The 1,788-nt window shown below is 66.5% G+C and carries 2 protein-coding genes; one reads left to right on the top strand and one right to left on the bottom strand.

Annotated features, from left to right (window positions below):
* Positions 1–307 precede the first annotated feature (307 nt).
* Positions 308–1,351, bottom strand: coding sequence for a prohibitin family protein (locus MUO23_10965; GenBank protein ID MCJ7513476.1), 1,044 nt, complete (start codon positions 1,349–1,351; stop codon positions 308–310).
* Positions 1,352–1,475: 124 nt separating this feature from the next.
* Here MUO23_10965 and MUO23_10970 point away from each other — a divergent pair.
* Positions 1,476–1,788, top strand: a 313-nt coding sequence (locus tag MUO23_10970) for a hypothetical protein (protein ID MCJ7513477.1), incomplete at its 3' end; no start/stop codon positions are given.

Consider the following 1,788-nt stretch of genomic DNA (forward strand, 5'->3'; position numbering starts at 1 on the left):
CAGCACCCCGCAGCGAAGCAGAAGGGTGCGGGAATCCAGAGGATTCTTCCCATCGGGCGATGCAGGTCGGCGTCGGCGTACCGTCGCCGGCGGCGTGTTGGGTGGGGCGGCCGCCACTCACGTGGCACCTCGCCTGGGTCCCTGCTTCCGCAGGGGCGACGGACGGGGCGCGTCACCTAGATGCATGCCCTCGGCCTCCTCCCGCTCCACTGCGAGCGCTCCCACTCGAACGTGAACAGGACCCGGCCGCCTGCCGGGTCCCGCGTTTCGGTCTTGCGCACGTAGTCTGCGCGTTACGATGCTGTGACTATTGTCCCGTCGCCGGGGGGATCGTCGCGGCGGGCGCGAGCGTCGGCAGCGGCAGCAGGTACGGATTGTCGCTCGGCACCAGCATCACCTGGATCCCCGGCGCCAACCGCTGGATGTACTCATAGTTGAGCAAAGCCGGGTTGCTGCGCAGCGCAGCCCCGATCAGCTCCAGTGCCTTGGACTGGGCTTCGGCCTCGATCAGGTTGGACTTGGCCTTGCCTTCGGCGTCGATCACCAGAGCGTCCGCCCGCCCCGCCGCCGTCTGCCGGGCCTGCTCGGCTTCCTGCTTGCGCTGCTCGACGACGAAGGCCGCCTGCTTGGCCTGCTGTTCGGCGATCTGTTTCTGCTCAATCGAAGCCGCGAACTCCGGCGAGAAAGTGATGTTGCGCAAGATGAACTCGTCCAAGACCAGTCCATTCTGGGCAAGCTTCTCCCGCAGCGTGTCGGTGATGCCGGTGACCATGTCGGCACGCTTCTCGGTGACAATTTGCTCGGCCGTGTAGGCTGCCGTACCGTTGCGAACCTCACCCCGCACCAGCGGTCGAACGAGGTCCTCGGAGTAGCGGTCCTGCCAGTTGATATGCACGTCGACGACATCGCTCGGCTTGATCGAGTAGATCACCGAGGCGTCGATCTTGACCTGCTGGCCGTCAGAGGTCCGCGTATCGACGGAGTCGTCTCCTACAACCTGGCCCTCCAGTGGTGCGATCGACATCGTGTAGGTCTGCCGGGAGATCGGGTAGACCACCACGGTTTCCGCGAACGGGATGACCCATTTCAAGCCGGGCTGGAGCGCCAGTTCACGATATCCCTTCTCGGCAAAGGCCGAGATCACCACGCCGCGTTCCTCCGGCTGGATGAACACCAGGCCGGCGGCAACGATCGTCAGCACGATGGCGATACTCACAATCCCCAGTACGACAGCGCCGGATCGGCGCAGGGGCTGGCCGCGGCCGGCGCGGAGAATCGAGATGGCGATGACCGCGATCGCCGCCATCCATGCCAGCGATGCCATCAGCCGAACTACCTGTGCGACATTCATGCCGTCCTCCTTGAAGGGCTCCCTCTGACTGAGGAACCGATGGGATTATAGCAGGTCCCCATCCGGCGCCGGCGGACAGCCGCCTGACGTTGCCCCGACCCCGGCGGCATGCTAGCATCCGCTCGTGCGTCGAATTCAGACAGTCATCCACTCGCTCGGCCTGGATGCCCTCGGCACGCCCGTTGTCCGCCTGCGTACGCCCGAGGCCTGGGTCGTCGCCCCGGGACAGGCCATCCTGGCCGATTTCCTCGGGGCCTCCGGTCTCCTCACGCCTGTGTTTCCCTGCGAGATCGAGGGCGGCCTGCTGGCACTCCCGGTCGATGCCAGCGGATGCCCGGCTCCGGGGGCTCGGCTCGACCTGTTCGGCCCAGTTGGGGTTGGCTTTCAGCCGCCGGCGGCGGCCCGCCGCTGGCTGCTCTCGAGCACCGAGGCCTCGC

This window comes from Anaerolineales bacterium, from assembly GCA_022866145.1.
In the GTDB taxonomy this organism is placed as follows: Bacteria; Chloroflexota; Anaerolineae; order Anaerolineales; family E44-bin32; genus PFL42.

What these genes read in the sequence shown, in the direction of transcription:
- MUO23_10965 (MCJ7513476.1), bottom strand. Translation starts at nt 1,351, where the DNA reads ATGAATGTCGCACAGGTAGTTCGGCTGATGGCATCGCTGGCATGGATG.